Annotated in this window: 20 protein-coding genes; 2 read left to right on the top strand and 18 right to left on the bottom strand. The window is 57.2% G+C overall.

Annotation, left to right across the window (positions count from 1 at the left end):
- Nucleotides 1-27 precede the first annotated feature (27 nt).
- Together FFI95_RS02530 and tpx are read right to left on the bottom strand one after the other, a co-directional pair.
- Nucleotides 28-1,302, bottom strand: a complete 1,275-nt coding sequence (locus tag FFI95_RS02530; RefSeq protein WP_144821425.1) for an MATE family efflux transporter — start codon at nucleotides 1,300-1,302, stop codon at nucleotides 28-30.
- Nucleotides 1,303-1,460: 158 nt separating this feature from the next.
- Nucleotides 1,461-1,958, bottom strand: coding sequence for a thiol peroxidase (gene tpx / locus FFI95_RS02525; protein ID WP_144820810.1), 498 nt, complete (start codon nucleotides 1,956-1,958; stop codon nucleotides 1,461-1,463).
- A 134-nt stretch (nucleotides 1,959-2,092) separates the two neighbouring features.
- Between tpx and FFI95_RS02520 the strand changes: the two genes are divergently transcribed.
- Nucleotides 2,093-2,986 carry an acyltransferase gene (locus tag FFI95_RS02520; RefSeq protein WP_144820808.1) on the top strand — a complete coding sequence of 298 codons (894 nt, stop codon included), beginning with the start codon at nucleotides 2,093-2,095 and terminating at the stop codon, nucleotides 2,984-2,986.
- 21 nt (nucleotides 2,987-3,007) lie between these two features.
- On the opposite strand, the gene FFI95_RS02515 is transcribed toward FFI95_RS02520, so the two are convergent.
- The 9 genes from FFI95_RS02515 to folE all read right to left on the bottom strand — a co-directional run bounded on the left by FFI95_RS02515 (nucleotide 3,008) and on the right by folE (nucleotide 12,657).
- A complete protein-coding gene (locus FFI95_RS02515; RefSeq protein WP_144820807.1) occupies nucleotides 3,008-4,987 on the bottom strand; it encodes a ribonuclease R family protein in 1,980 nt (659 codons plus the stop codon).
- A gap of 70 nt (nucleotides 4,988-5,057) precedes the next feature.
- The gene (ycaO, locus tag FFI95_RS02510) at nucleotides 5,058-6,806 is read right to left on the bottom strand and encodes a 30S ribosomal protein S12 methylthiotransferase accessory factor YcaO (RefSeq protein ID WP_144820805.1); all 1,749 of its coding nucleotides are present in this window, start codon (nucleotides 6,804-6,806) and stop codon (nucleotides 5,058-5,060) included.
- 242 nt (nucleotides 6,807-7,048) lie between these two features.
- A complete protein-coding gene (locus FFI95_RS02505; RefSeq protein WP_144820803.1) occupies nucleotides 7,049-7,498 on the bottom strand; it encodes a DUF411 domain-containing protein in 450 nt (149 codons plus the stop codon).
- Between the two features lie 140 nt (nucleotides 7,499-7,638).
- On the bottom strand, nucleotides 7,639-10,227 hold the full coding sequence (locus FFI95_RS02500; RefSeq protein WP_144820801.1) for a heavy metal translocating P-type ATPase: 2,589 nt from the start codon (nucleotides 10,225-10,227) through the stop codon (nucleotides 7,639-7,641).
- A gap of 6 nt (nucleotides 10,228-10,233) precedes the next feature.
- Complete coding sequence (locus FFI95_RS02495; protein WP_144820799.1) at nucleotides 10,234-10,665, bottom strand: MerR family transcriptional regulator; 432 nt, start codon at nucleotides 10,663-10,665, stop codon at nucleotides 10,234-10,236.
- Between the two features lie 223 nt (nucleotides 10,666-10,888).
- A complete protein-coding gene (locus tag FFI95_RS02490) occupies nucleotides 10,889-11,209 on the bottom strand; it encodes a hypothetical protein (protein WP_144820797.1) in 321 nt (106 codons plus the stop codon).
- Nucleotides 11,210-11,228: 19 nt separating this feature from the next.
- Complete coding sequence (locus tag FFI95_RS02485) at nucleotides 11,229-11,666, bottom strand: CoA-binding protein (protein WP_144820796.1); 438 nt, start codon at nucleotides 11,664-11,666, stop codon at nucleotides 11,229-11,231.
- 22 nt (nucleotides 11,667-11,688) lie between these two features.
- Nucleotides 11,689-12,063, bottom strand: a complete 375-nt coding sequence (folX, locus tag FFI95_RS02480; protein WP_144820794.1) for a dihydroneopterin triphosphate 2'-epimerase — start codon at nucleotides 12,061-12,063, stop codon at nucleotides 11,689-11,691.
- Between the two features lie 24 nt (nucleotides 12,064-12,087).
- Nucleotides 12,088-12,657, bottom strand: coding sequence for a GTP cyclohydrolase I FolE (folE, locus tag FFI95_RS02475; protein WP_144820792.1), 570 nt, complete (start codon nucleotides 12,655-12,657; stop codon nucleotides 12,088-12,090).
- Nucleotides 12,658-12,851: 194 nt separating this feature from the next.
- Here folE and FFI95_RS02470 point away from each other — a divergent pair, with 194 nt between their 5' ends.
- Nucleotides 12,852-13,934 (top strand): patatin-like phospholipase family protein, encoded by a 1,083-nt coding sequence (locus tag FFI95_RS02470; RefSeq protein WP_144820790.1) that lies wholly within the window; start codon nucleotides 12,852-12,854, stop codon nucleotides 13,932-13,934.
- 9 nt (nucleotides 13,935-13,943) lie between these two features.
- Here FFI95_RS02470 and znuB read toward each other — a convergent pair whose 3' ends face one another.
- From znuB to FFI95_RS02435, 7 genes are all read right to left on the bottom strand, one after another.
- Nucleotides 13,944-14,765 carry a zinc ABC transporter permease subunit ZnuB gene (gene znuB / locus FFI95_RS02465; RefSeq protein WP_144820788.1) on the bottom strand — a complete coding sequence of 274 codons (822 nt, stop codon included), beginning with the start codon at nucleotides 14,763-14,765 and terminating at the stop codon, nucleotides 13,944-13,946.
- Nucleotides 14,752-15,546: a zinc ABC transporter ATP-binding protein ZnuC gene (gene znuC, locus FFI95_RS02460; protein WP_144820786.1), complete on the bottom strand. Its 795-nt coding sequence runs from the start codon at nucleotides 15,544-15,546 to the stop codon at nucleotides 14,752-14,754. Before znuC ends, znuB begins: the two co-directional genes overlap by 14 nt.
- Nucleotides 15,539-16,030 carry a Fur family transcriptional regulator gene (locus FFI95_RS02455; protein WP_144820784.1) on the bottom strand — a complete coding sequence of 164 codons (492 nt, stop codon included), beginning with the start codon at nucleotides 16,028-16,030 and terminating at the stop codon, nucleotides 15,539-15,541. The genes znuC and FFI95_RS02455 overlap by 8 nt, the downstream gene beginning before the upstream one ends.
- A gap of 82 nt (nucleotides 16,031-16,112) precedes the next feature.
- On the bottom strand, nucleotides 16,113-16,574 hold the full coding sequence (locus FFI95_RS02450; RefSeq protein WP_144820783.1) for a chemotaxis protein CheW: 462 nt from the start codon (nucleotides 16,572-16,574) through the stop codon (nucleotides 16,113-16,115).
- 20 nt (nucleotides 16,575-16,594) lie between these two features.
- Nucleotides 16,595-23,269 carry an Hpt domain-containing protein gene (locus FFI95_RS02445; protein WP_144820781.1) on the bottom strand — a complete coding sequence of 2,225 codons (6,675 nt, stop codon included), beginning with the start codon at nucleotides 23,267-23,269 and terminating at the stop codon, nucleotides 16,595-16,597.
- A 68-nt stretch (nucleotides 23,270-23,337) separates the two neighbouring features.
- A complete protein-coding gene (locus tag FFI95_RS02440) occupies nucleotides 23,338-25,386 on the bottom strand; it encodes a methyl-accepting chemotaxis protein (RefSeq protein WP_186311952.1) in 2,049 nt (682 codons plus the stop codon).
- A gap of 93 nt (nucleotides 25,387-25,479) precedes the next feature.
- On the bottom strand, nucleotides 25,480-26,022 hold the full coding sequence (locus FFI95_RS02435) for a chemotaxis protein CheW (RefSeq protein ID WP_144820780.1): 543 nt from the start codon (nucleotides 26,020-26,022) through the stop codon (nucleotides 25,480-25,482).
- Nucleotides 26,023-26,035: the final 13 nt, after the last annotated feature.

Here is a 26,035-nt window from a genome sequence, read left to right as displayed (position 1 = left end):
CTGACCCGGCTATGTTGTATCTGAATGTTATCCGGGCGCGCGAAGCTTCTCCATGCCCAGGCGGTAAAACCGGTAGGCCATGAGGCCCGCAAACAGGTTGCCCACCAGGGCACCGCTCATCAGGCCGTCAATCCCGTTAATCTGGCTGCCCAGCCAGAGCAAGGGCAGAAAGCACAGAAACAACCGCAATGTTGATATCAGGAGTGCCCTCATGGCAAGGCCAAGTGCATTGCAGGCCGATACCATAAGCATACACACCCCCAGACCACTATAGCTGAGAGGCACCCGAACAAGGTAGGCAGCCAGCACCTCCTGAACCTGTTGGTCACTGCTGAACAGCTCCGATACCACGCCTGAAGCAATCAGCCAGATCAGGCCGATTGCCAGCTGCCAGACCACCACAAAGCGCACGGCCAGCCGGACCAGCTTGCGAATTTTTTCAATATCACCCGCACCCAACATATGTCCGATCATGGGTGGCAGGGACATGGTGAGCGCCAACACAACCACGATGGAGAAGAACTCCAGGCGTGTGCCCAGTCCCCAGGCAGCCACCGCAGCAGAGCCAAAACCTGCAACCAGAGCTGTGGCCAGCATGGAGGAAACCGGAGGCATAAGCTGACTGACCATAGCGGGCGCCATAATGCTGTTGAGCTGCTTGAGAGCACGGCCCAGGGCAAGCTGTCGCAGGTCAAAGCGTGCCCAGCCGCGCTTGAGCAGCTTCCGGTAAATAACCAGACAACCGATTCCGAACGAGGTGACGGTAGCCCAGGCAGCACCTGGCAGGCCCCAGCCAAAAACAAAAATATAGAGTGGGTCCAGAGCAATGTTGGTGAGGCTGGTGGCGACCATCATATAACCCGGCAGTTTTGTGTCGCCATGGGAGCGGCAAATAGAATAGCCAAAGTAAAGGAAGGCTCCGATCCATGCGGAGAGAAGCCAGGGCACCCAGTAACTGCGAACCAGAGGGAGCAGTGAGTCGTCCGCCCCCAGAGCATGCATCACAGGGCTTTGTAATAGCCACAGGGCAGCACAGAGTATGAACACCAGCGTGCTGCCCACCGTAATAACCAGGCCTCCGAGGCGGAAGGCCCGAAGCTGATCACCGATACCGAGAGTGCGCGAAATAATCGCGGTTGTGGCAATGCCCAGCCCTACCTGCAGTCCGATGATGAGCTGTTGCATCGGGAGTGTGAAACCGAGCGCTGCCAGAGGGTCCCGGCCAAGCTGACCAATGAAGGCACTGTCTGCGAGCTGGAAGGTCATCAGCGAGAGTGCGCCAAACAGCATGGGCCAGGTCATGGCATAGAGCTGGCGGGCCAGGCTGGTATTTTCGATGGGATTGCTCACGGGTCCGGGGTTGCGCCTTGATTCAGGTGTGGAGGCAGGAGTCTAACAGTTTTTGAAGCTGGCCCGGGAGGCATGTTGTCTCGCCGGGCCAGAAACCGGTTGATGGTTTTTTACAGTGCTTTCAGGGCAGCATCATAGTCTGGCTCGTCGTGGATTTCACTGACGAGCTGGCTGTGGATAACCTTGTTGTTTTCATCCAGAACTACGACCGCACGGCCACAGAGGCCGGCCAGCGGGCCGTCCTGAATAGCAACGCCATAGTCTTTCTGAAAACCGGTATTGCGGAAAGTGGAGAGCGTAACAACATTTTGCAGTCCTTCAGCGCCACAGAACCTGGCCGCCGCAAAGGGCAGGTCGGCGGAAATAACCAACACGACAGTGTTATCCAGAGCGCCGGCTTTTTCATTGAACTTACGGGTTGAGGCGGCGCAGACGCCTGTGTCGATACTGGGAATGATGTTCAGGATTTTACGTTTGCCGGCCCAGCTATCGAGCGTTACCTCTTCCAGACTGCTGTTGGTGAGGGTAAAAGCCGGAACTGTGTCGCCGTTCTGCGGGAACGTGCCACCCAGTTCAATAGGGTTACCATCGAGTGTGACTGTGCTCATAACGTGCTCCTTTCATTTGTTGTAAAAGCAATGTGCATTAACAGCTTACACCATTTTGTTTATTCCGATGCCCTTCGCCGGGGTTGATTGGTATGATTGCGTACCATCGGTGAAATAATCATAACAGGAACAACATGCTCAGCTTCTTACCCGCTCCCCTTATTGGCGTGCTCAACTCTATTCTGCTCGCCATCAACACGCTTTTCTGGTGCCTGCTACTGTACATACCGGCACTTTTGAAGCTAGTCATTCCCCACAAAGGCTTCCGGGTGCTGTGTACCCGGGCAATCATCTGGGTTTCGGAATCCTGGGTGGCGTGTAATACCGGCTGGATGAAGCTGACCCACGGCACCCGGTGGCAGGTTACGGGGGCGGAAAAGCTGCGCCGTGAAAGTTGGTACCTGGTGCTGAGTAATCACCAGAGCTGGGTGGATATTTTTGCCATGCAGCGGGTGTTCAACCGGCGGGCCCCTTTCCTCAAGTTCTTCCTTAAGCAGCAACTTATCTGGGTGCCTGTTATCGGACTTGCCTGGTGGGGACTGGATTTTCCGTTCATGAAGCGTTACACCCGGGAATATCTGGTGAAGCATCCGGAGAAACGCGGGGAAGATCTGAAGGCCACGCGCCGCGCCTGTGAGAAGTTCCGGTACACGCCGGTGAGCGTGATGAATTTTGTAGAGGGCACACGTTTTACTCAGGCCAAGCACGACAAGCAAAAATCTTCATACACCCACCTGCTTACGCCAAAAGCCGGTGGTGCAGCGTTTGTTCTCGATGCCATGGGCGATTCAATCGAGACGCTGGTGGATGTAACCATTGCTTATCCGGCCGGGGCGCCGTCATTCTGGGATTTTATGTGTGGCCGGGTGCAGGAAGTGAGAATGGATATTCACACGCATACCATTCCCGAGCACCTGAAAGGGCGGGATTATTCAACCGACGCCGAGCACAGGCGTAACGTAAAGAACTGGCTGGCAGAGCAGTGGCGGGCCAAGGACGCCCGTCTTGAAGAAATGCTCCGCCCATAGGGGAAGTAGACGGCGTCCGCGTTAGCGGTCGCCGTTGCTGTTCGTTACTTCTTCAGCTTCCACCAGTTTGAAATTGATCTGCCGGCGCTCTTCATCCACACCTGCAAAGCGGACTTTCACCACCTGATCCAGCTGAAAAATACGCCCGTTTTTATTATGCCGCAGACGCAGAGTAACCGGATCAAAGCCGTATTTGCCCTGGAGGTCCTTGCAGCTCACAAAGCCTTCCAGACCGTTGCTGTCCAGGCGTACAAAAAAGCCGGCAGGAACGGTGCGGCTGATGATGCCAGCCATGGGCGCATCACCCAGAGTTTTTGCAAAATCGCTCTTGAGCCAGGCTTCCAGGCTGTTGGCAGCCTGGCGTGCTTTGATCTGGGTGTTTTGCAGTGCTGACAACTGCTCGTTGGTCAGCGCATTCATGGGCGCATCCCAGAGTGCCGCCTTGATCATCCGATGAACGTACAGGTCAGAATACTTTCGTAACGGCGACGTGAACGTAGTATAGGCGCTCAGCCCCATGCCCTGATGCGGTGCCGGGGTAAACGCCAGTTCTGCCCGGGCCAGCTGGCGTGAGAGAATGGTTTTGACCGGTACCTCTGCTTCCAGCTCCGAGGTTTCTCTCATCAGTGTCTTGAAGCCTTCAGGCTCTGACGCATCAATATGCGCCAGGTGCGGAGCATAGGCTTCAAGCAGGGATTTAATGTTGTTGATGCGGTCGGCGCGAAGCCCCGGGTGCTGGATAAACAGGCCCGAAGGGTGTTTGGCCAGAAAATCTGCGGCGCACCGGTTAGCAGCAACCATGCACTCTTCCACCACGCGGTGGGCTTCCGTCTGCACGGAAGACTCAATGGCGCGAATGCGTCGGTTTTCATCCAGGCGCAACCGGAACTCGGGCCGGTCACCACTGAGCAAGGCATTGTCGCTGCGCCACTTGCGCAGTGCCGTAGCGACCTGATGCAGCTGATCCAGACTGTTGGTAACAGAGTCCGGCAACGCTTTGATGTCTTCGTCTTCGCGCCCTTCTATAAGATTACAGACCAACTCGTAGTTGAGCTTGGCGCGGGAGCGGATCACCGCCTGATGGAAGCTGTAGTCTCCCAGACTGCCGTCATTGTTCACCTGCAGATCGCAGACCAGGACCAGGCGATTGGTGTCCGGTATCAGCGAGCACAGTCGTGTGCTGATGGTGTCGGGGAGCATGGGCAGGGGTTCGCCCGGGAAGTAGATGGCGGTTGCGCGACGGAAAGCTTCCTGCTCGGCTGCGCTGCCTGGTTCAATAACCGCGGCCGGGTCGGCAATGGCGATGGATAAGGCCCAGCCGGTGGCATTGGGTTCGGCAAGCAAAGCGTCGTCCATGTCCTGGGTGGCCGGGCTGTCGATGGTGACATACGCCCGGTCGGTACGGTCTTCACGTCCGGCTTCGAGTGCCTTGATGGCTGCTTCATCCAGGCTTTCAGCCTGTTTCACAACCGGCTCCGGCCATTCATCTGAAAGGTCAAACGTCGCCAGTGTAAGGGCACGCTCAATGCCCGGGTCACCGGCTTTGCCAATTACCCGCAGGACTTTTGCCTGACCCTTTCCGTCTTTGATCGGGTGTTTATGGATACAGCAGTACAGGTAGTCGTCTGGCTGGGCATTCATGCGCTCTTTGGGCGGTATGAATATCCAGCGATTGATTCCCGGTGTTTCGGGCACCACAAAATGCCCTTTGCCTTTTACCAGGTAGCGCCCGACAAACGTACTCAGCCGGCTTTCGATCAGCTCGTCGACCACACCCTGGGTTTTGCCTTTGTCCACTTCCTGTTCGGTGACCTGAACTCTGTCACCCGGGAGTACTTTTTGCATTTCTTCGGGAGGCAGGAATACATCCCGTCCTTCGTCCAGTGCGACGAATCCGAAGCGGCCATTTGTGGCTTTCACCGTTCCGGGGAAAACGACTTTGTTTTCCTCAATGTCTGACTTTAGCTGGCGCAACTGGCTGAGAGCGTCGGCGTTGAGCATGGGTTAACCTGGCTGAGAAAATGAATGATAAACCGGAGTATAACGGTTATGGCGATGTGAGTCAGACCCGTTACGCCAGGTTTTGGGCTGCATTCTGACCCTCCAGTACCTTGCGGTAGCCTTCCAGAAGTTTGCGGTGGCCTTCTGTAGGAGCAGCCGGCGGCATGGCCGCGAGGCCCGGGAACCGCTGCTCACCGGTTATCCAGTCCAGAGCCAGGTCTACCCGCTGTTGGCCGTGATAATAATCCAGGCTGCGACGGTAAGGGGCAATGTCGTCTGTGGCCAGATAAAGCTCAAGAACCGCGTGCAGAGCCGCGTACTCCCGGCGATCAGTCTCATTCAGGTCGCCTGACGCCAGTACCGGGGGCAGTAATTCAAAAGCACCTTCCAGGTCGTTCAGTGCCAGCAGTATCCAGACTTTGAATTCGCCAACCCGCAAACGGCCCCAGCGACTGCTGTCACCCACAATGCCGGCCCATTCAAGCACCCGCATCTGATCATTGACGTGGTGGCCTTCGAGGGTTTCCAACAGGTGCAGCCAGCCGGATTCGCCGGCATTTTGCAGGTTGTAGAGCACGGGTCTTACCGGCAGGCTGGCGTTGTTGTTATTCAGAATCAGCTCGTCCGGAAGGTAGATGTCGGAGAAGCCCGGGATCAGAATCCGGCAGGCGAAGGCCCCCAGATCGGTATGCTCTGCAATGTAGATCTCGTGGCCTTCGCTGTGAATCAGATCCATCATCTGAGTACAGGCAGTCTTGTTATCACTGGCCCAGGGGCTGTTGGCGTCCCAGTCAGCAAACTCTATATCCGGCTCATCACTTAGGAACGCCCAGCTGACATAGCCGCTGGCGTCGATAAAGTGCAGTTCCAGATTATGGGGTTCGTCGACCATGTCCATATCGGTGGTGGGCGGAGGGAAGCCTTCCAGTTCATCCAGTGCGCGGCCCTGAACCAGCTCGGTCAGCGTGCGTTCCAGTGCCACTTCAAACGTGGGATGGCCGCCAAAGCAGGCATAGGCCCCGCCATCCGGGTGCATGAGCACAATGCACATAACCGGGTATTTGCCGCCCAGAGATGCATCCAGAACGCGGATCCCGAAACCGGCCTCTTCCAGGGCGCGGATACCTTCGACAATGTGTGGAAAGCGGGACAGAACCTCGGCGGGGACTTCGGGCAGGGCAATGGCGTCGGCAATGATGCGGGTTTTGATGGCCCGTTCAAACAGTTCCGACAGGCTTTGTACAATCGCTTCTTCGCGATTGTTGCCAGCACTCATGCCGTTGGATACAAACAGGTTGGCAATCATGCTCATGGGAACATACACGGTTTCGCCATCACTCTGGCGCACGTAGGGCAGCGCGCAGAGGCCTTTGCCGGTGCCGCCGCCGTTCATATCGGCCAGTTGTGCCGGCACCAGATCCTGATGGTTTACATAGAGTTCTTTCCAGCGATCATCCAGCAGGCCTTCCGGCCATTGCTCCTCATCCAGTTCAAACCATTTTTCATCAGGCTGGTGTACGTAGCCGTATTCTTCCATGACCGGGTCGAGCATGAAGTCGGCAAAGAGGTAACGGGTTGAAAGCCGTTCGATCAGTTCGCCGTAGGCGCTTGCCAGGGCTGCGTTGCGGCTGGCCCCTTTGCCATTGGAAAACACCTGGGGGCAGTCTTCGTCACGTATATGGACAGACCAGATATAAGGGGCAGGGTTTAGCCAGCGGGCCTCGATAATATTGTAGCCAAGGGCACGTATGGCACCCCCGATTTTTTCAAGGGTGTTCTCCAGGGCTTCGTCTTTGCCCGGAATGTAGGTTTTGGTCATGGTTCGTGCTCGCCATTGGCTAAAAAATGTTCGGCGATGCTAGCAGGGGTTAGGTCTGGGGGCCAGCGTGGATTGTATTTTGGGGCGAGCTGTTTAGCCGGGATTTACGGACAGTCAGGTGAGGCACTGTCACAGACACGCTGCAAGTACGTCCCTGTACGCTTGTTTCCGGCCATCCATGGCCTCCAACAGTCTGTGACAGTGCCTCACCTGACTGTCCTGATCTGGCTTTCCAGTATTTTTCAGTTGTGCTCTGAATAAACCCTGGTCTGGCCCTTTTTGTTGAACATGAGTACTTGGTAGTGGTCTTTGCGATCGCCCATTTCCATACCCGGTGAGCCAACCGGCATGCCCGGCACTGCAAGGCCTGTTGCTTGCGGAGCGTCGGCCAGCAGTTGGTGGATATCGTCTGCCGGCACATGGCCTTCGATGACGTAATCGCCTACAAACGCGGTGTGGCAGCTGGCCAGGTTGCGGGTGAGTCCGGCCTCGATTTTGACGCGATTCATGTTCTGGGTGTCAGTGGTTTCCACATCAAAGCCGTTGTTTTCAAGGTGATCGACCCAGGCTGTACAGCAGCCGCAGGTGGGTGACTTGTACACATGGATACTCTGGGCAGCGCCGGCGGCCAGTAAAGGGCTGGCATAGCCGAGGGCGGCGACAAGGGCCATTCCGAGCATAGATTTTTTCATGGTTTTCTCTCTTTGGTGTCGTATTCAGTGGTGGCTGTGATCGTGTGCAGACGTGTCGTTATCCGATGACGAAAGCCAGAACCACCAGACTGTGGCGGCCATCAGAGCAAGGCCACCGATATTGACCAGTATAGCAACCATCAGTTCCTCTCCTCGTTTGCTTCCGGGCTTTGTGTTGTAGCCGGTTTGCCGCTGGTTTTGAACAGGCGCAGCCGGTTGGCGTTGGTAACAACAGTGACCGAGGACAGCGACATGGCGGCACCGGCAAAGATCGGGCTCATCAGAATACCCCAGACCGGGTACAGCAGGCCCGCTGCGATGGGAATACCCAGGGTGTTGTATATGAAGGCGCCAAAAAGGTTCTGGTAGATGTTTTTCACCGTGGCCCGGGACACCTCAATGGCATCCGGTACACCGTGCAGAGAACCCCGCATCAGGGTGATGGCGGCACTTTCGATGGCAACGTCTGTACCTGTGCCTATGGCAAAGCCGACATCGGAAGCGGCCAGGGCCGGGGCGTCGTTAATACCGTCGCCCACCATGGCGACGGTATAGCCTTTGCTGCGCATTTCGTTAACCACGTCCGCCTTGTCTTCCGGGAGAACTTCGGCGCGGTAGTCATCTATGCCGGTCTTGGCAGAAATGGCCCGGGCGGTGGCACTGATGTCACCAGTGACCATCATCACCCGTATACCGGCGTCATGGAGGCGCTGGATGGCCGCCTCGGAATCGGCTTTGATAGCGTCGGCAACGCCCAGCACACCCAGCAGTTTCGTGCCGTGGGCCAGAAACAGTGGCGTGCCTGCCTGCTCGGTAATGGCGTGTTCCGCGTCGCTCAGGCCGTCCAGTGACAGGCCTTCGGCCTCGAGCCAGCGACGGTTGCCCAGGCGAACCGGTTCGCCTTCGAATTGCCCGGCCACGCCTTTGCCATTCAGAGCTTCAAAGCCAGTGACTTTCAATGGCTCTGCGTTCAGCTCTTTGGCGTGATTAACAATCGCTTCGGCCAGTGGGTGTTCAGAGTGTTGCTCCAGCCCGGCCGCCAGCGCCAGTAACTGCTGCTCATCACCCTCCACTGAGTGCACGCTGGTGACCGCCGGATGGCCTTCGGTGATGGTGCCGGTTTTATCGAGAATCACCAGGTCCAGCTTGCCTGCGGTTTGCAGTGCATCGCCCTGGCGAATCAGTGCCCCATACTCCGCCGCTTTACCAACACCGACCATCACCGACATGGGCGTGGCCAGGCCGAGGGCACAAGGGCAGGCAATGATCAGTACCGTGGTAGCTGCAACCATCATATGCACAACGGCAGGCTCCGGCCCGACGTTGTACCAGACCAGTGCGGAGGCAATGGCTATCAGCATAACGCTGGGCACGAATACCGACGATATTTTATCGGCCAACCGCCCGATCGCGGGCTTGGAGCCCTGGGCTTTCTTCACCAGATGGATAATCTGTGCCAGCGCGGTTTCGCTGCCCACGTGAGTCGCTTCATAAACAATACCACCGTGGGTATTGAGAGTGCCGGCGGATACGTTGTCATCCACGGCTTTGGTCACCGGCATGGGCTCACCGGTCAGCATGCTTTCGTCAATGCGGGTGCTGCCCTCAATCACCCGGCCATCAACAGGCAGGTTTTCACCCGGCCGCACGCGGATATGATCACCCTTGCGTACATCTTCTACCGGAATGTCCTGTTCGTGGCCGTCCCGTATAACCCGTGCGGTTTTCGCTCTCAGGTCCAGCAACCGGCGCACGGCCTCGGAGGTTTTGCCTTTCGCCCGCAGCTCCAGTGCCTGGCCCAGGTTGATCAGAGCAATGATCATGGCCGAGGCTTCAAAGTACACATGCCGGGCCATTTCCGGCAAAGCCTCGGGAATACTCACCACGGTTATGGAATACAGCCAGGCGGTACCCGTACCCAGGGCAATCAGCGTGTCCATATTGGCATTATGATGCCGGAACGCTTTCCAGGCGCCGGTGAAGAAGTGCCCACCGGTGCCGGCCATTACCGCCAGCGTGATCAGACCGAGAACAAGCCAGGTGCCCTGGTTTGCATCGGTCACCGTCATGGAGCCAAAGCCCATGCCCCAGACCATCATGCCTACGCCCAGACCCAGACTGATGGCCATTTTCACCATCAGGGTCCGGTATTGTTTTTTGTCCTCAGCCTGTTTCTGCTCATCGGCGGCGTCCGCATCTTCGATCACACTGGCACCGTAACCGGAGCTCTCCACCGCCTTGATCAAAGCCTGAGCATCAGACGCTCCCGTGGCCGTGGCGGTGTTGTCCGCCAGGTTCATGTGGGCGTGGGTAACGCCGGGCACAGACTTCAGTGCCTTCTCAATTGTGTTGACACAAGAAGCACAGGTAGCCCCGGTGACCGCCAGGTTTACCTGGTCGTCGCCCTCAGGTGGGGCGGGTGGCTCTTCCGGCGCACTGTCTGTCTCGTGCGTCTGCGCAGTTGATTGTTCAGCCGCTTCCACTGATTTCCCAGACGTCCCGGCTTCACTCAGCGGCTCGGCCGGATAGCCGGCTTCCGTCACAGCCCGGGCCGCTTCCGAGGTGTTTATACCTTCTGGCAGCGCCACCGTCTGATCGTCCAGGTTAACCTCCACCAGCTCCGTATCTCCGGTCAGCGGCTCCAGAGCATTGCGAATTTTTTTCGCGCAGCCCTGGCAGGTGGCGCCGGAAATGCTGAGACTGGTGTGTAATACAGGCGCTTCACTCATAATGGATTACTCCTCAACCTGTTTTGCGGGAGAATTATCATCCCAATGTTCAATCAGCCGGCAGATGGTCTGCCCGTCTGGTGTACCGTCCGGCATATCCTGCCAGGCAGCCAGTGCGGACTTCATACGCTTGCGCAGCTGCTGTAACTCCTCAATTTCCTGCTCCACGCCTTCCAGCCGTTGCTGAAATACATCCCGCACCATAGGGCAGGGCGAATGATGATCATCCGCCTGATCCAGAATCTGCCGGACCTCGGGTAACGAAAACCCCAGCTGCCGTGCCTTACGGGCAAAACGCAGACGCCGGAGATCCTCAGTATCGTAATGCTGATAGTTGTTCTCCGGGTTGCGGGTGGGGTTTAGCAATCCTTCCCGTGTATAAAACCGGACAGTGTCCGGATTAACCCCGGCAGCCGTAGCAAGCTCTTTAACTTTCATACCCAGCAGCCCTCACCAGTTGTTTGAGAGCGTGGTTACGGGGGGTGTGTCCGAAAATGCTCTTCGCCATGGAAGGCGAAGGGCAAGCGTACATGGACGTATTCACAGCGATTTTCGGACACACCCCCGTAACCATGCGACCTACTACACAAGTTTGGTAGCAGGGAGTGTTCGTAATTTAAGGATAGCTTAAAACCTGTGACCTACTCACAGGTCAAAGGTTTCAGGAAGAAGCGTTTTTTGCTCGCAGGAAGGTACCGCAGCTTTTGCACTGGTCAGGGGCCATCAGCTTGGCCTGCCAGCCAATCTTTTCGCCACAGGCCGGGCAGGCCAGGCGCAGCTGCAGAATAATGATCGGCGTAATCAAAGCCGCGATCAGAACACCCAGGGGGCCCCAGCTGTCACCACTGGAAAGCCCGAGCTGGCTACTGAATACCAGCACAATCACCAGGGCCACGAATGCAAAAATAAAATAGTTGCGGTTCCAGCGTTCCCAGCGGCGAAGCCGGCGGTCCTGCTCCTGAGTCAAGTAGTTCGTGGCCATAATAGTCTTACCTGGTGGTTCAGGCCCCCGGATTGTTTGTCGGGCTATTCATGTATGGAATTTCCTGTTTCGGGCAACGGTCCATAACAACGGTCAGCCCGGCAGCCTCGGCCCGGGCTGCACCAGCGTCATTGATCACCCCGATTTGCAGCCAGATGACCGGAACTTTCAGGTCAATAGCCTGATCAATCACCGCATCCGTACGCTCGGGTGCCAGGAACACTTCAACCATATCTATGGGTTCCGGTACAGACGCAATGTCAGCGTAAACTGTCTCACCCAGCACTTTCTGGCCGGCGAGGCGGGGATTAACAGGAATCATCCGGTATCCCTGCTTCTGCATGAATTCCATAACCTCATGGGAGGGACGGTTGGTTTTCTCGCTTGCGCCGACCAGTGCAATGGTGCGAACACGTTCGAGAATGGCGTGCATTTGTTCGGGTTGGTTGCTTGGCATTGTATTGATCACCTGTGTTGGATTAGCGGTGCGCCTCAAGGCAAACAGACACAGACCCTGCATACCGTAGCGCGTGGGGCTTATCAATTTCCACCTGTGCCCACTGAACAGCACTGTGTTCCATCACAAGGCTGAGCACTTCATGGGTCAGACGCTCAAGAAGAGCAAAACGGTTGCCATCAACGTGGCCGATGATCTGTTTGGTGATGGTGCGGTAATTGAGGGCGGCGGAAATTTCATTCTGCCTGATGGCTTCACCGGCATCATAAGTCAGGCAGACGTTGATGATTATATCCTGCTGGTTGTTGATCTCTTCGTCCTTGATGCCAACGTAGGCACGCAGCCGTAAGTCTTTGATGTCTACTCTGGCCTGATGACTACAGGAAATCGTTGTCATGGTAGCTCCCTCCGGTTAAAGCGTTCAGCGGTTATTGCTGATCAGGTTCAGAAACTCAGAGCGGGTTGCCTGGGATTTCCGGAATTGTCCCAGCATCATGGAGGTTTTCATTTTCGAGTTCTGCTTTTCCACGCCGCGCATCATCATGCACATGTGCTGAGCTTCAATCACCACAGCCACACCCTTGGCGTTGGTTACGCTCTCTACGGCTTCGGCAATCTGACGGGTCAGGTTTTCCTGAATCTGCAGTCGGCGAGCGTACATGTCCACAATACGTGCAAACTTGGACAGGCCCAGAACATGCCCCTGGGGCAAATAGGCAATGTGGCATTTACCAATAAATGGTAATACGTGGTGCTCACACATACTGTAAAGCTCGATATCCTGTACCACGACCATTTCGTCCATTGCAGACTCGAACACCGCATTATTAACAAGATCGCCAAGGTCCTGCTGATAGCCCTGCGTAAGAAACTGCATGGCTTTGGCGGCACGCATGGGGGTGTCCTCCAGACCTGCACGACTGGTGTCTTCTCCCAGCCCGTTGATGATGGCGCTGTAGTGGCCTGCAAGGTCGTCAAGGGTTTTGCTCATAACTTTTCCGGTTCTCTTAAGGGGGACTGGATTTGGTAAGGCTCAAAGCTTAAGCGAATTTGCTGTGTATCTCTACGGTTTACCGGTTTGCATCCGTAAAAGATCTGGTTGGCGCCCGATAACCACTTCGTTAGAATCCGCGGGGTATTTGCAGCGATGTTTCATTTTTAAAGAATGCGGACGGGAAACCTGATATGACCGCCATCCATACCCGAGCACCTGCTCTGACCATCCGTGCCGGGCGCCGAACCCTGAAGCGTTTACAGGAAAAGCCGCTGACGCCGGATGATGTACACGTTATTCCGGGGGCAGCCGGCGGCCCCAAGGCCCTGGGTCTCAGCGGCCTGGATAAAGCCATTTTTGCAGACTGGCTGCCCCGGATTGAACAGGAACGATCACTGATCGGTTCTTCCATCGGAAGCTGGCGGTTTGCGGCCATTGCATCGTCTGACAATCCCCGGGAACAACTCAGCCGCCTGGCCGAACTCTACACTGCACAACGTTTTTCCAAAGGCGTCACTGCGGCCGAGGTAACCCGTCAGAGCACGTTGTTTTTGCAGGAACTGATCGGCGGGCGCGAGGAATATATCCTCGGGCACCCATGGTACCGCCTCAACGTGATGGTGGTCCGCAGTCTGGGGTTACTCGAACCGGATACTAAAGGCCGCCTGGGCTTTGGTCTGATGGGGGCCATAAGCGCCAACCTGGTTGGCCGTCGTCATCTGGGCCGTTTTCTGGAACGGGGCATTCTTCACGACCCCAGGCTGGAAGCCCCATTGTCGCCACTGACCGATTTCCCCAGTCATCAGGTGCCTTTGAGCGCAGACAACCTGTTTCAGGCACTCCTGGCATCCGCATCAATACCGCTGGTTATGTCCGGTGTCCGGGATATTCCGGGCGCGCCGGGTGGCATCTACCGCGACGGGGGGATGCTGGATTACCACCTTGACCTTCCGTATGAGCAACCCGGTGTTGTGCTGTATCCACATTTTACCGATCGCATCGTACCTGGCTGGTTTGACAAAACCCTGCCCTGGCGCCGCGGCGATGCCACGCGGCTTCAGGATGTGTTGCTGATTGCACCGTCGAGCGACTACCTGGAGCATCTGCCTGGCGGCCGGCTCCCGGACCGGAAGGATTTTGAAACCTACGCCGGAAATGATCGCACCCGGGAGCGCATATGGCGACAGGCCATCGCCGAAAGCGACCGGATGGGCGACGAGTTTCTGGAGTTGCTGGAAACCGGTCGTCTTCCGGATGTGGTAGAGCCATTGTGAGCCAGAAGGTCAGCCGGTGCGTGCCCAGAGCCGCCCGGCTGTGGCATAGACAAACAGAAAAGTCGCGAAGGCCGTCACCACGACAGAGGGACCGGCGGGAGTGTCCAGGTGCCAGGACATGCTCAGGCCCCCCGTTACACCAATAAAGCCGAACACGATCGCCAGTGCTGCCATTTGTTCCGGAGTACGGGCCAGTCGGCGCGCCGTGGCTGCCGGAATGATCAGCATGGCCGTGATCAGTAGTACCCCCACCATTTTCATGGCTACGGCAATGACCAGTGCAAACATCAGCATCAGCAGTAGTCGCAGCCGCTCAACCGGCACTCCTTCCACCCGTGCCAGTTCCTCATGAATCGTGCTCATCAGCAAGCCACGCCAGAACATGATCAGCAGTGCAAGAATCAGGACCGCGCCACCGTATATCCAGAGCAGGTCATTACGGTTCATTGCCAGAAGGTCACCGAACAGCAGACCGGTCAGATCAATCCGGACTTCGGGCATAAAGCTGAGTGCCACCAGGCCAATGGCCAGGGCGCTATGGGCAAGTATGCCCAGCAGGGTGTCGGTCGCGAGTGTTTTGTTGCGGGAAAACAACATCAGGGCGGTGGCCAGAAACACGCTGGTGATAACCACGCCCAGGTTCAGGGGCACGCTGATCAGGAAACTCAGGGCAATGCCCAGCAGCGCTGAGTGCGCCAGGGTATCGCCAAAGTAGGCCATTCTTCGCCACACCACAAAACACCCCAGCGGTCCGGCGATGAGTGCGACGCCCAGACCGCCTGCCAGAGCGCGCCAGAAAAAGTCATTCAGGATCGTATCAATGATGGTCATGCTGGCACCCCCGGGGCGTTCCTTCCAGAGCCGGACTGGCGTGGTTTTGGGTGACCACGTTGCCACTCAGGTCATGATTGTGATTGTGGTGATGGTGATAAACCGCCAGGGATTCCGCCACAGACTGGCCAAAAGTTTCAATAAAGGCCGGGTCGTGGGATATATCGGCCGGGTAGCCGCTGCAACAGACATGCTGGTTCAGGCAGATAACCTTATCGGTTGCCGCCATGACCAGATGTAAATCATGGGAAATCATGATGACCCCACAGTTAAACTCATCCCGAAGCTGGCGGATCAGTTCATAAAGTGCAGCCTGACCGTTGATATCAACGCCCTGGGCAGGTTCATCCAGTACCAGAAGATCCGGCTTGCGCACCAGCGCCCGGGCCAGCAGCACGCGTTGTTGTTCGCCACCGGAGAGGTGGTGTACAGATGCGTCCAGCAGGTGGTCAACGCTGGTTCTGGCCAGAGCAGCCTCACAGGCCTGCAGTGGCTGACCACTGAGTAGCATGAAGCGCCTGACACTCAGGGGCAGAGTGGATTCCAGTCGCAGGTGCTGTGGCACATAGCCGGTAATCAGGCCTTTGGTACGCTCAATGCGGCCGCTGGTTGCAGGCTGAATGCCCAGGACGGCTTTGATCAGGGTGGTTTTGCCCGCGCCGTTGGGGCCAATTATGGTAATGATATCGCCACGGTGCAGGGACAGATTGACCCGGTCAACAACAAGGCGATCATCAAACCGGACGGTCAGATTATCGATGGTAACCAGCGGATTATTCATGCGGTGCTTCCGTCTTGCAGCCGGGGCACAGACCTGACACCTCCAGCGTGATGGTTTCCGGGTGAAACGCCTCTGTGCCAGCGGCGTTGTGTATCGCAGTGGATACTTCTATGCCCCGAAGCTCCAGCACGTTGCCACAGGCCCGGCAGATGAGAAACATGCCGGTATGTTGCTCGCCGGCATAGGTACAGCCGGTGAAGGCATTAAGTGAAGCTATCCGGTGCACCAGCCCGTACTGTTGCAGAAAATCCAGGGCCCGGTAAACCGTGGGAGGTGCGGCACTGTGGCCTTCAGAGGTGAGCTCGGCAAGTACATCGTAGGCGCCGAGGGGCTTGTGGGACTGCCAGATCAGCTCCAGAACCCGTTCGCGGGTCGGGGTCAGACGCGCTTTGTGTTGCTGGCAGATGGCCCGTGCCGAGGCCAGGGCCTGCTGAACACAGGCGTCATGATTATGAGGGCGATAGGGTAGTGCGCGGGTGGACATGGTGCGGATCCTGCGATATTTGAAACATTATAACATTCGCAGGGAGTTATCCGCTATGGGCAGGTGGCTCCCAGGGCCTGATTCAGGTGAGCGACTGGCTGGCCAGAGACTCCAGGTATTCAAGGTTGGGAATCCAGGCGGTCTCTCCGTCCGTATCGACCTGCATAAGATCGGCAGGTCCGGTTTCTGCATCCAGTTGCCGGATCTGCCCGCGGGTAACCCGGATCTGACTTGGGATGCCCTGAGTCATCAACGCCAGAAAGCGTAGCTGTTTATTGCTGCCACTGATGCTGTTCAGTACAACAATGCGGCCGCGGCTTTCTCCCGGCACTTGCAGATATCCGCCGTTGGCCACATCGTAGGAAATAACCGGTAAGTTCTGTCCGCGCCAGTCCAGACGCCCCGCCAGCCAGTCGGGTGTGTCGGGGCCGGGTTCCTGGCAGGCGTAGTCAACCACTTCTGCAATGGAGACGTTGGGAAGTAAAAGCTGGCGTCCGGCAACCGGAACCAACACGCAGGAGAGGGTCTGGCCGTTGTCACTCATTGCTTATTTCCTCTGGAGAGTCATAACTGCTTACCGGTCAGTCGTTCGATGGTCGTCAGCAACTCGGTTTCCTGGAAGGGTTTGCCCAGGTACTCATTTACGCCGACGGCCAATGCCCGCTCGCGGTGCTTTTCACCGGTCCTTGAGGTAATCATGCAGATTGGCATTTCATGCAGGTTGTCATCGTGCCGCACGAACCCGGCCACCTCAAACCCATCCATGCGTGGCATTTCGATATCCAGCAGCATAATGTCGGGTTTGTGATCCTGTAGTTGCGCAACCGCATCGAGTCCGTCTTTTGCAGTAAGAACCTCCATTCCGTTGCGTTCCAGAAGGCGAGAGGTCACCTTGCGCACAGTCACCGAATCGTCTACCACCATTACAAGAGGTGCCTGTGTGTCCCTGCGGGCAGACTCCCGTGCCTTTTCCAGGTCGGCCAGACGCTGACGTTCCGACAGGATATCGGAGCGGATCAGGGCTGGCAGATCGAGAATAACAACCACGTTGCCATCCCCCAGAATGGTGGCGCCGGACACACCGCGGACGGTACTGAACTGTGGCCCCAGAGATTTTACGACGATTTCCCGGCTGCCCATCAGGTGGTCTACCTGCAGCGCCATAGGCTGCTCGGCACCGCGAACCAGAATTACCGGCAGCGGCAGTGCCTGTCCCTGAAGCTTGGGATGGTAGTCACTGTTCAAAAGGCTGCCCAGATACTGCAGGCGGTATTCCTGCCCGGCGTACTCATACATGGGTGCACCTGGTTTGTAATATTCTTCCAGCTCGTAGGTGCTGACCCGGACAATACCCTCGATGGTGTCCAGCGGAATGGCATAAAAATCTTCGCCTGTGGAAACCATCAGCGCACGATTCACCGACACTGTGAACGGCAGGCGCACCGTAAACACAGTGCCTTGTCCGGTTTTCGAGTCAATGTTCAGACTGCCGCCCAGCTGTTTTATTTCACTGGCGACCACATCCATACCCACGCCCCGACCAGACACCTGGGTTACCTGTCGGGCGGTGGAAAACCCGGGATGCACAATAAATTGCAGGATTTCCCGCTCGGAAAGCTCCTCATCTTCACCCATCAGCCCTTGCTGGACAGCCTTGTCGCGAATCTCTGAAGAAGCGATACCGGCACCGTCGTCGGTCATACGCAGGACAATATCCCCGCCTTCCCGGGCCAGGGACAGGGTGACTTTCCCGGACTCCGCTTTACCGCTTGCCCGACGATCTGCCGGGGGCTCGATGCCGTGATCAATGGCGTTACGCAACATGTGTTCGAGCGGTGCAATCATGCGCTCGAGAATACTGCGGTCCATTTCGCCTTCTGCGTTGCGCACATCAAACTCAACATGCTTGCCCAGTTCACTGCTGATCTGCCGGACAATCCGGCGCAGGCGCGGCACCATGGAAGTAAACGGAATCATCCGGGTCTTCATCAGACCTTCCTGGAGCTCCGTGTTGATCCGGGATTGCTGCACGAGCAGAGTTTCTGTATCCCTTACCCGGTCAGACAGTGTTTCACGCAGATCTGCAAGGTCGGAAGATGATTCGGTCAGGGCCCGTGATAACTGTTGAATGGATGAGTAACGGTCCATTTCCAGGGGGTCGAAGTCGTCACCGTAGTCCGGGCCATGCTCTTTTTCTGCTCTGAAGAGAATCTGCGCCTCGGTTTCAATGTCCATTCGGCGCAGTTGCTCCCGGAGACGCTCAATGGTTACGGCCATCTCATCCAGGGTGTTGCTGAAATCACTGCTTTGCTGTTCCAGCCGACCCCGGGTGATACTGGTTTCACCCGCCAGGTTCACCAGCTCATCCAGAAGGGGAGCGGATACCCGAAGGGTTTCCTGGGCGGAGCGCTGCATCTGTGCAGTCCGGTTGCGGGCTTTTGCCCGGGCAGGCGGTGCCGGAGCCGTCGGCCCGGCTTGCGACGGCTGTTCTGCCGCAGGCAGTGCCTCGTCTGCCGGCTCCGGCTCAGCGCTGGCCGGCTCACAGAGCTTATGCGCGTCCGCAACCAGAGCGATGATCTGATCATGGGCTTCCGTAATGGCTTGCCATTGCTGTTCGTCGGGCGCTTGATTGTCGAGATCCGTCAGGCGCGTTTCCAGGGCATGGGCTTTATCGCCCAGCTCGGTCAGCTGAGTTAACCGGGCACCACCTTTGAGTGTATGCAGGGTGCGCTGTGCTTCCTGATTGAAGTGGGTACTGGCCGGGTCCTTGCGCCAGTCAGCCAGCAGCTGTTCCAGCTGGTCCATGATGTCGCCGGCTTCTTCGAGGAAGATCTCCAGAATTTCCTGATCTATCGCTTCCGGCTCTGACTGGGCCGGAGCTGCAGACGCAGGCATCTGACTGTCGGTGCCCGGGGCCGAGGCGTTGTGCAATGATGCCAGCAACTCTGTATCGACAACCGGTTCTTCACCCTGTTCCTGCTCATTGAGCATGGTTTGCAGGTTATCAAGACCGCGGCGGCTCAGGGTCAGTAACAATTTCTGGTTACGCGGGTCTGCTAACAGTGCATCCAGTGCTTCTGTCCAGGCTTCAGCCAGGCTGGCAATGGGATCAGCATCAGCCAGCCGGGCGCCACCCTTCAGAGTGTGCAGTTCCTGCTGTAGCTGAGAGACACCTTCCATTGCTTGTGGGTCGTCCCGCCATTGGTGAAGGCACTCAGCGATGGCTGCATGAATTTCGCGGCCTTCATCCAGAAAGAGTCGGGTGAGTGAGTCGTAATCTTCCTCTGGCTCTGTTACCTCGGGCGTGGCGTCACCGCTCAGCACAGATTCAACCCGGGCAATCAGGTCATCGGCGGAAGGGCAGGGCTTCTGAGTGGCAACCTGTTCAACCATTTGTGCCAGCCGGTCGTGGCAGGCAAACAACAGGTCGTTCATTTCCGGGCCAGCCGTTAGCTGGCCCTGGGCCACCTTCTCGAACAGATCCTCGAGTACGTGAGTCAGATCCGCGATGGCATCGGCCCCGGCCATGCGTGCTCCACCTTTAAGGGTGTGCACATCACGCTGAAGACCTGCGGCTATGGAGCGGTCAGAGGGGGTTTCGCTCCAGAGATGTAACGCGCTGCCGGTCGAATTGATAAGGTCATAGGCTTCTTCAAGGAAGATGCCTGTGAGCTCCGGATCGGCCTGTGGGGTGTGAGATTGCGTGAGGGCTTCAACCTCTGCAATCAGCGCATCGGCGGACTCGGTTGTCAGCCCGGCGGCCACTTCGTCCATCATGTTGATCAGGTGTTCGTGAGCCTTGCCAAGAACGGCAAAATACCGGTCATCCGCTTTTTCGGGGCTGGCAGAGGCGGCAGCAATCGCCTCCTGTAAGGCTTCTGAAAGCGCGGCGACATTGGCAAGTCCGGCATCGGCTGCGGCGTGAGTCAGTGTTGCCAGTGCCGTGATCAGGTGCTGCAGAGGCGGCGGCTGTTGCGGGCTCCTGGCCCACTGCGCCAGCATGAGGTCGGCCTCCAGAATGACATCCAGACCTTCGCTCTGGAAGAACCGGACGAGCTGCGGCGGAGCCGGCTGCTGGCCCTTACTGTCGGTGCTTGTACTGTAGGTGTGGAGCCGGTCTCTGGTAAGAAATTCCAGCTTATCCAGAAAAGCCTCTGTGCCCGGTAGTGGCGCCTGGGGCTCCTGGCGAATCTGCGCAAGCCCCTGGGACAGGAAGCTGCAGGCCGTTTCAATGAGCGATAACACTTCCTGGTCGGCGCGCAGATTCTGGGCGCGGGAGTCCTTGATGAACCTTTCCAGCGGCGCAATGATGGCAGCAACCGGCGCGATCCCGGCTGTGTGGGCGCTGCCTTTGAGGGTATGAAGAGCCCTTGACAGGTCGTCTGTGTAAGGAACACTGGCCTTGTCTTCTGCATGCGCCAGAAACGCCCGGATCGTTTGCAGGTGCGTATCGGCTTCGTTCTCGAAGATATCCAGCAGTACCTGGTCTACCCCGTCGTCTTTTGCATCAAACTCAACATCGGACAGTTCCGGGTGTACCGGTTCAGAAGGGCCATCAGACTCGGCTGGTGGCATCGGGCCGGTGCCGGGCATTGCGCCTTTGGCCAGCGCATGGGCACGGGTCTCCAGTTCTGATACGTCAATCGAAGGTGCTTGCTGGCTTTCAAAATCATGGACCAGTGCCGGTAACACTCCGGCAGACTCCTCCAGCAGACCGACAATGTCATCGTTGATGAAAATGCTGCCGTCAAGCACACGGTTCAGCAGGTTTTCCACAGACCAGGCCAGTTCCCCGACGACCTGTGCACCAACCATGCGGCCGCTGCCCTTAAGTGTATGGAAGGCACGGCGAACCTCGGAAAGCGCGCTGCGATCATCATGCTGACGTAGCAGCATCGGCAGATATTCGCGAATGGTATCCAGAACCTCGCCGGCTTCTTCGACGAAAATCTCAAGAATTTCATCGTCAATCAGATCATCCGGTTGCTCGCTGTCAGCGGTTGCTTCCGGGGGCGTGGCGGCAGGGGCATCCATAACCGGAGCCGGTTCATGCTGGCTGCGACGGGTTGTGGCCATGGCCTCCGCCCGCTCAATCAACTGCGCCACATCGCCGGCGGTATGGCCATCACGGAATTCGTGAATCAGGGATGGGATGCGGTCAATGACTTCATCAAGCAGGGCGAGGAGGTCGTCATTGACCTTCACGCTTTGATCAAGCACCCGGTTCAGCAGGTTTTCCACAGACCAGGCCAGTTCGGCAATACTGGTGGCCCCAACCAGACGGCCACTGCCTTTGAGGGTGTGGAATGCACGCCGGACTTCGGTCAGTGAGTCACGGTCGTTGTGATCCTGACGTAAGCGAGGGTAGAACTCGTGAATGGTTTGCAGGACTTCTTCGGCTTCTTCGGCAAAAATGCCGAGAATCTCGTCGTCCACAAGCTCTGCATTCGAGGGGTCTGGCGCTGGCTCTTCCGTACTCATCGGTTCGATAACCGGGACAGAGTCGTCCGCGGGCTCCGTCCAGAGGGTGGGTTCCTCACCCGCCGGGAAGCCGAGTCTTGCCAGGCTGCTTTCTGCAATCCTGAGAATGCCCTCGTTGTCGCTGATGCCTTCTGCCAGTCGCTCCAGGTAGTACTCGATGCTGGTTATGGCGTCGGCAAAGGTATCCAGCTGTTTCCAGTCGGGTACGTGCTGATGACTGAGCAGCACATCCGCGGTGTAGTGTTCTGCAGAAGCGAGCATGCTGGCGACCCGCTCCAGGGGTATCAGTTTGAGACCGCCCTGAATGCTGTGCAGCAGCCCCGGAACATGCTCGATTTCACGCCGGTCCCATTGCGATGCAATAAAATTTATAACAGCAGATTTCACCTGCTCAAGCGTATAGCGGGACTCTCTCAGCAGGGCTTTATTGGCTTCTCCGAGTTCCCGCGACCCCTGATTTAAAGGCAGGCTATCGCGATTGCTTTCGGTTTTTTCTGAAGGCGGGTTGTTTTCCAGGTCGGCAAGGCTGGCTTCAACATAAAGCAGCGCCCCTGCAATCCCCATCAGGGTGGCATCATCAATCAGGTCATTCTGGGCGCTGAGCTTTTCGATCAGTCCGACTTGCTCGGTAATGACTTTGCGTGGAACCCCCAGGCCCAGCACAGCAAGGGTGTTACCCAGCTGCACCATACCGGGAATCAGGCTTTCCAGTTCGCTGTTCTGGCGCAGATCAGACCGGACAAACAGGTCCAGCTGATCCTTCAGCTTGGCCAGTTCCTCGTTCAATGCGCTGACGACAGACTGGATTGCTTCCCGGCCGGGGCCGGAGACGCGATTGCGGACGGCGTCGACATCGGCGTCGGATGGCAATGCGCCTTCCAGTTGATAGCGGGTGCGTAAATCCCGCAGTTTCTCGGAATCAAGGCCCCTGGCTCTGGCGACGTAATAGAGGAGATGCTTGAGCAGGGCCTCGGGCGCTGGCTGCTCAAGAATGTCTCCATGCTCCTCAATAAGCCGGCGGATTTCGCCGTCGAGCTCGCGCAGCAGGGATTTTACCGCTGCGTTAACCGGGTTGGCGCCGGCCTGAAGCGTTTCCACAAAGGCAGCCGCGGTTTTCCAGAGTTCTCCGCGCGAGGTGTTCTGGCTCAGGCGGACCAGTCTGTGAATCACTTTTTGCAGGTATGTAAACTGGGTGTCCAGGTTTTCTTCGCGAATAATACCTGCAAGCGCAAACTGATACATCTGGCGAAGCTTGCGCACATGGCTGAGTACTTTGGGGTCTTGCAGGCGCCGCGACGCATTACTGTCAACCGGTATGCGTGATGGCGCCAGGTCTGGCTTGAACAGGGATGTGTCGGAGAGCAGGGTATCGCCGCGGGCGGCCCGGAGGTCGTTCAGAAGCGGCAGCAGGACCATGGGGAAGTCATCCTGGCTGCTGACCAGGTGCTCCAGGTACTGGGGGAGCTGCAGGATCGCCTCCATCAGGACGCTGACAGCCTCATCCTCGCTGGCAACACTGTCGTCCAGAAGCGCCAGGGTGAGCTTTTCCATTTCTTCGCTCAGAAGCGCTGCCCCGTATAGCTCAACCATCTGCAAGGTGCCATGCACCTGATGGAGCTGGTTCAGGCAAAAACGCAGGCGCGCCTTGTCATCACGGTTCTCGACATACGCCTCCAGCGCATGCTGGCCCTGCGTCAGCGTGTCCTGTATTTCGCCCCGAACCCAATCGAGAGCGATGCTGTCATGGTGATTGCCCATAACCTCTCCGGTTATTCTTCATCAGCCTGGCGCGTTAATTAAGCCAGTACGTGTCCCGAGGGAACCTGTTACGCGACATCCTGCTCTGCGAGTTCTTCCTCAGGCAGCGTAAAGCCGGCAACAGAGGAGCGGAGCTCGGAGGCCATTTCCGCCAGGTTGCCGATAGATTTCGCCGTGGTGTTGGTGCCGGACGAGGTCTGGGATGTGATTTCCTGAATCACGTTCATCGTATTAGAGATGTGTGAAGCAGAAGATGACTGCTGGCGAGCCGCGTTGGAGATGTTCTGGATCAGTTCTGCGAGACTCATGGAAACGTTCTCGATTTCTTCCAGAGCAATACCGGCGTCCTGCGCCAGGCGAGCACCACGAACCACCTCGGTAGTGGTGTGTTCCATGGAAATAACAGCTTCGTTGGTGTCTGACTGAATGGTCTTGACCAGCGCTTCGATTTGCTTGGTTGCTGCAGAGGAACGCTCTGCAAGACGCTGAACCTCATCCGCAACCACCGCAAAGCCCCGGCCGGCATCACCGGCCATGGAGGCCTGAATCGCAGCGTTCAGGGACAGAATGTTGGTCTGGTCAGCAATGTCGTTAATCAGCGATACAATGTCACCGATTTCCTGGGAGGATTCACCCAGACGCTTGATCCGCTTGGACGTTTCCTGAATCTGCTCGCGGATATTGTCCATGCCGTGGATCGTGTTCTGTACAACCTCAGTGCCTTTTTTGGCAATGGCAACCGAGCGCTCCGCAACTGCGGAGGACTCTGCGGCGTTGGAGGAGACCTGGTCGATGGACACAGCCATTTCGTTAACCGCAGCAGAGGCACCGGCAATTTCCTGAGCCTGGTGTTCGGACGCATCTGCCAGGTGCATGGCGGTAGACTGGGTTTCCTGTGCGGCTGAGGCCACACGCACGGCTGTACCACGGATTGCCTGTACCAGCCCGCGCATCTGGTCGATCGCGTAGTTGATGGAGTCGGCAATGGCGCCGGTGAAGTCCTCGGTTACAGTGGCTTCAGTGGTCAGGTCGCCGTCGGCCAGGTCGGCCAGTTCATCAAGCAGTCGCAGGATCGCGCTCTGGTTCTGATCATTCTGTTCCTGGGTAATGGCCAGGCGTGCCTGGGCACCCCGATACAGAGCAACACCAATCAGTATAACCAGGGCAACCATAGCAGCCAGGAGACTGTAAACCAGTGTCGGGCTTACCAGACGTGAGCTGCTTTGGGTCCTGAAGCCTTCTGCCAGCACTGACAGTTCAGAGAGCAGGACTTCCGAGTTCTGGAAGATATCGCTGGCGGCAACACGTACCTTGAAGAGGTCGGGAGAGGCTTCAAGGATGGCGTCTACGTTCTGGGCGACAAACTCAAACAGCTCGTCAACCGCTTCAAGACCGTAGATGGCGTCTGCGTCGTTTACTCTGGGGATACCCATCGCCGGGTTGCCATTGAGCTGGCCGTCCAGCACCCGGCCGAAAAGGCTGGCATCACGGCCAAACCTGTCTGCGGCAATCACCGCGTCTTCATCACCGGAGAGTACGTTGTTGACCGAACGCACAATACGCTCAGCCAGCAGTGACTGGCGTTGGGCAAGGGCGACCTGTTCTGCCGGGGCGTCATTTTCCAGCAGGATTTGTACGATGTCGTCATACTCCACCTGCAACTGAGGCATGGTGTCGTTCAGGGTCTGTGCCACGTCGTGCAGGCCAAGCACTGCGTTCTGGGTGGAGAGGATGCTGTCGGCGTTCTCGCGTACCGTATCCCAGTGCTGCTGGACGCCGCTTTCGCGGGCCAGTTCACTCGCTGGCAGACCGGTTTCAGGGTTCCCCTCTGATACGTTAGACCACAGTCGCTGGAACTCATCACGGGAGCGACGCAACTGGTTGAATGCCTCGGAGGTACCGCCAGCGGCTTCTGTGGCGTTTTTGGCGATCTCCTGGGACAGCACTCTGAGTTCGGCTGCGTTGGCAATGTATTCCTGATCGTTCTGGCTGTCCTTGTTGATAATGAACAGGACCACAACGAGCAGCGCGGTGAGTGCAATCAGTGTGGCAATCAGGCCGGCAACGAGCTTGCTGCCTCCCTGGCTCATACCGACTCTTCCAGCTCTGTTTTTCATTTTCTGGCTCCCGGCCTCTTTATTGGAAATTAGCAGATTGTTTACATCAGATTTCAGGCAGTCAGGGTATTTTCCCTGCTGCTGCCGTCACGCTTACCACTGTGCAACGTCAAGGAAGTGTTCGTTCTCGAGCAGGTCGAGAGCCGAAAACACATTCCAGACTTCCTCGCGTTCATAACCGCCGGTGACAAAGGGCTGTATGCTTGCAGGTACGCCCACTGGCGCCGCCCTGAAACTGTCGACGGTAAAGTGCTGCATACCCAGTAGCTTATCGACCACCAGGCCACTGAAAATATCGCCCTGTTCAACCACAAGAACCCGTCGCTCCCGCTGGTTGCGGGCGGATCGGGGCAGCTCGAAAAAGTCGGCAAGGTCCACCAGGGGAAGGAGACGGCCACGAACGTTGGCGACGCCCATCAGAAACGGCTGTACACCCGGAATGTGAGTAAACCGGGGCACATGCAGTATTTCAGAAATCTCACCCATGGGTGCTACGTAACGCACCCCTGCCAGAACAAATCCGATGCCGTTCCACAATTCAACGGCTTCCTGTTGTTCCGGCAGACCAGCAGCCATGGACTGACTGCGCCGGGCGATATCCGTCAGAACAGCAAAAGGGGCGGCCTGGGCGGACATGCTTACTCCACGG

This window comes from Marinobacter piscis (genome assembly GCF_007671655.1).
Taxonomy (GTDB): domain Bacteria; phylum Pseudomonadota; class Gammaproteobacteria; order Pseudomonadales; family Oleiphilaceae; genus Marinobacter; species Marinobacter piscensis.
This window is presented reverse-complemented; position numbering and strand designations above follow the sequence as displayed.